The organism is Vibrio sp. V39_P1S14PM300 (assembly GCF_009904765.1).
Classification (GTDB): domain Bacteria; phylum Pseudomonadota; class Gammaproteobacteria; order Enterobacterales; family Vibrionaceae; genus Vibrio; species Vibrio proteolyticus.
Map to the genome: position 1 here is coordinate 1 of NZ_WXWP01000043.1, position 3,853 is coordinate 3,853.

At 49.8% G+C, this 3,853-nt stretch carries 4 protein-coding genes; 2 read left to right on the forward strand and 2 right to left on the reverse strand.

Annotation, left to right across the window (positions count from 1 at the left end; translation table 11 throughout):
- The first annotated feature begins 209 nt into the window (after window positions 1-209).
- A complete protein-coding gene (locus CAG65_RS02380; RefSeq protein ID WP_021704845.1) occupies window positions 210-377 on the forward strand; it encodes a YqaE/Pmp3 family membrane protein in 168 nt (55 codons plus the stop codon).
- A gap of 158 nt (window positions 378-535) precedes the next feature.
- The gene (gene pyrC / locus CAG65_RS02385) at window positions 536-1,564 is read left to right on the forward strand and encodes a dihydroorotase (protein ID WP_161451909.1); all 1,029 of its coding nucleotides are present in this window, start codon (window positions 536-538) and stop codon (window positions 1,562-1,564) included.
- Window positions 1,565-1,635: 71 nt separating this feature from the next.
- On the opposite strand, the gene CAG65_RS02390 is transcribed toward pyrC, so the two are convergent.
- A complete protein-coding gene (locus tag CAG65_RS02390) occupies window positions 1,636-1,836 on the reverse strand; it encodes a hypothetical protein (RefSeq protein ID WP_021704847.1) in 201 nt (66 codons plus the stop codon).
- 79 nt (window positions 1,837-1,915) lie between these two features.
- Window positions 1,916-3,832 carry a methyl-accepting chemotaxis protein gene (locus CAG65_RS02395; protein ID WP_021704848.1) on the reverse strand — a complete coding sequence of 639 codons (1,917 nt, stop codon included), beginning with the start codon at window positions 3,830-3,832 and terminating at the stop codon, window positions 1,916-1,918.
- Window positions 3,833-3,853: the final 21 nt, after the last annotated feature.

Below are 3,853 nucleotides of genomic sequence, written 5' to 3' on the forward strand. Positions count from 1 at the left end.
CTATAATTCTGTGTGATCGGAGTGTGGATCCCACACAACAGGTTTCGTCACTTGGCAGTCTACACGGTGTCAGTAATCGATAACTCAATAAAATATAAATAAGTTTTGACAGATTCCTGACCTGATAAGATTGCGTGACCGGGATCAAATTTCCGATAATATTGTCAAATTTATGGCGTCTAGTTGTCACTCAATACCGAGGTAAAATAATGAACGATACAAACAAACTGCTGATGATCATCCTGTGTGTCCTGCTCCCACCACTGGCAGTATTCGTCGATAAAGGGCTGGGGAAAGATTTCATCATCAACCTGATTCTCACTTTCTTCTTCTTCGTTCCGGGTATGATTCATGCCCTGTGGCTGATCATGAAATAAGCCGGTTTTTACCACTCCTGCTGATGAATCTGAAAAATAGGATGAAATAGACGCGCAATTCCTCTATCATCCTGTCGCCTAAGCGTAAGCGTTTGCTTTCACAGTTTTCACTTACGTTTAGGCTCCAATCAGTAACTTTTCAATGGTGGGAGCCCTGAATGACTACACTTACGATTACTCGTCCTGACGACTGGCATGTTCATCTTCGCGATGGTGATGTTCTGACCGATACCGTTCGCGATATAAGCCGCTATAATGGCCGCGCACTGATTATGCCAAACACCGTCCCACCAGTTACCAATACCGAATTGGCCATCGCCTACCGCGACCGTATTATGGCTGAGCAGCCAAGTCCCCAATTCCAGCCTCTGATGTCCCTTTACCTCACCGATAACACCTCTCCTGAAGAAATCCGCAAAGCCAAAGCCTCAGGCGTTGTCGTGGCCGCCAAGTTATACCCTGCGGGCGCAACCACCAACTCAGATTCAGGAGTGACATCAGCGAAGAATATCTATCCCGTTCTGGAAGCGATGCAAGAAGTGGGCATGCTACTGCTGGTGCATGGGGAAGTGACTACCCACGATGTGGACATTTTTGACCGCGAAAAAGCGTTTTTAGACAACGTGCTGGCTCCGATTGTGAACGATTTCCCGGGCTTAAAAATCGTACTTGAGCACATCACGACAGCTGATGCTACCAACTTCGTCAAACAGGCGAACGACAATGTTGCCGCCACAATTACCGCCCACCACTTATTGTACAATCGCAACCATATGCTGGTTGGCGGCATTAAACCTCACTTCTACTGCCTGCCCATTCTGAAGCGCAATACCCATCAGAAAGCCCTGATAGAAGCGGCCACCAGTGGCAGTAAAAAATTCTTCCTCGGAACAGACTCTGCGCCGCACGCCAAAGGCCACAAAGAGTCTGCCTGTGGTTGTGCAGGCTCTTACACCGCGCACGCTGCGCTAGAGTTGTATGCTGAAGTCTTTGAACAGGAAGGCAAACTGGCAAATTTAGAAGCGTTCGCCAGCCACAACGGTCCTGACTTCTATGGTTTACCGCGTAATGCGGACACCGTCACCCTGACCAAAGCGCCCTGGACTGTTCCAGAGAGCATGCCCTTTGGCAGCGACATCGTCGTGCCGATTCGCGCTGGTGAACAGATTGATTGGATCGTGAAATAATCCCATCTTCTAAGCATAAAAAAGACAGCCATTTGGCTGTCTTTTTTGTTGATAGAGACATCATCGCGGATTTAATGAATAGGCGCATCGGTCTTCGCGTAAAACTTGCCGAAATACTGCTCGAGAATTTCAGGCGTCAGTTTGCCTTCCGCTTCGAGTTTTTTCAGTTCAGCCGCAATGGCTTTCTGTTCTTCCAGAGAAGGCAGTTGAACTTCTGGCGTGTCAGATTCCGCTTGCACCATCTCTTCAAGTTCTTTTTCAAAATCGCTCATGATACTTACCTAGTAAAACAAATCTGGGGTGAAGTTTACCTGCTTCACCCCAGTTATGCCAATTTACTGAACGGGTCGATCAGAGTTTGAAACTGCCCACCATACGATCCAGACGTCCGGACAACTCACGCAGCTCAAGGCTCGCTTGTGCCAGTTCTTCCGCGGTACTGGTGGTGGCTTCATTGATGCCATTGATCTCTTCAATGTTCATGTTGATGGTGTGCACCACTGTCGACTGTTCCTCGGTCGCGGTTGCTACCTGAGTATTGCGGTCCGAAATATCATGGATACGCTCAGAAATGTTCAGCAGCACTTGAACCGCTTCATCCGACGCCGATACCCCTTCAAAGGTGACGGCCTTACCCGCTTCCATCGCAGACACCGCATTGTGTGCATCGTTTTGCAACTGATTGATCATTCTCTGGATCTCTTCAGTTGAATCCGCGGTACGGCTGGCCAGATTACGCACTTCATCCGCAACAACCGCGAAACCACGTCCCTGCTCACCCGCACGAGCAGCCTCAATCGCCGCGTTCAACGCCAACAGGTTGGTCTGCTCGGAGATATCGCGAATGACATCCAGTATCGAGCCGATGTCCTGTGTGGTTGACGCCAGTTGCTCAACAACCTGCCCTGTATTTTCAATGTCCGCCGCCAGGCGACTGATGGCGTCTTTGGCTTGTGTCACAACACTCTGCCCTTGCTGGGTGTTGTCTGTCGCTTCATTAGCGGTTTCCGCTGCCGTTGCCGCATTGGTCGCGATCTCACTGATGGTCGCGCCCATTTCATTGATCGCCGCCACCACTTGCAGTGTCTGATCGCGCTGCACCTGACTGTTGTCATGTGTCGTGCTGGCTTTATCCGAAACGCTTTCAGCCGCTTCCTGAAGTGAGTGGCTGGTTGATGCCACCTCTTTCATCGACTCATGAATTTTCTCAATAAAGCCGTTGAAACCGGACGACAGTTGCGCGATCTCGTCACTTCCTTTCACTTCGATGCGCTGAGACAAATCTCCGTCGCCTTTACCCAAATCGGTAAAGCGCTGCGCGATCGCACGGATAGGATTTGCGATGCTGTTGGCCAGTAGCAAGCCCATGGCAATAAAGAGCGCAGCCACCACCAAGGTCGTGATCAGCATTTGCTGAGCAACGGCGTTGAGATCTGCGAAGACTTCATCAACCGGCACCATCCCGATAACAAACCAGTCCATCGACGGAATGTACTGGCTGGCAACAAATACGTCTTTGCCTTCGTATTCGGTCTCAATCAGGTTAAAGCCTGACTTGTTCAGCAAGGTGCTCGCCTCTCGACCATACAGGCTATCAATAGAGGCTTTCGCTTTGCTGGCTTCACGGTGAATCTGAACTTCTCCGCCTGCATTGACCAAAAAGACGAATCCGCTGTCTTCGATACGGAAGCCGTTGAGCAGCTTCACCATATCGTCCATCGATTTAGACAGGCCTGACATGCTAAACCCAGACGCGTTCTGGTAGTTAGCGAACATTTTTACGTCACCATTTGCTTCCTGGAACATGCTGACCATCGTCTGCTGACCCGATTGCACAAAACCGTAGAACCACGCATCTTGTTGACGGTTCAGTTTGCGCAGGAAACCGCCCTGGTTCCAGTAGAATGCGGTGTTGCGGTTAGCAACCGATGCGTCATTCAAACCGTACTGATTGCGGATGTTATTCAGTTGCTTGACCAGCAACGTCTCTTCCGCCGGATCGATGTTTTCATCACGGATCACGCGCTTGACGAACTCGTTATTGGCCATCTGTTCCGCAGCAAAAATCAGCTGGCGAACCTGACTGTCCACTTCTTGCCGGATCTGATCGAGCATCGACGGTAATTCGATATCAATGAGACGGTGTTCGAGCACATCACGTGCCTGTTTTTGGGCCATATAACCCACGATGACGGTCGACGCTAAAACTGCGAGCGTAATACCAACAACAACCTTTTGTTTAATACTCATAGAGTTAAATTTGATCATACTGTGCCTTCTGTGTGCAAC

What these genes read in the sequence shown, in the direction of transcription:
- CAG65_RS02380 (WP_021704845.1), top strand. Translation starts at nt 210, where the DNA reads ATGAACGATACAAACAAACTGCTGATGATCATCCTGTGTGTCCTGCTC.
- CAG65_RS02390 (WP_021704847.1), bottom strand. Translation starts at nt 1,836, where the DNA reads ATGAGCGATTTTGAAAAAGAACTTGAAGAGATGGTGCAAGCGGAATCT.
- pyrC (WP_161451909.1), top strand. Translation starts at nt 536, where the DNA reads ATGACTACACTTACGATTACTCGTCCTGACGACTGGCATGTTCATCTT.
- CAG65_RS02395 (WP_021704848.1), bottom strand. Translation starts at nt 3,832, where the DNA reads ATGATCAAATTTAACTCTATGAGTATTAAACAAAAGGTTGTTGTTGGT.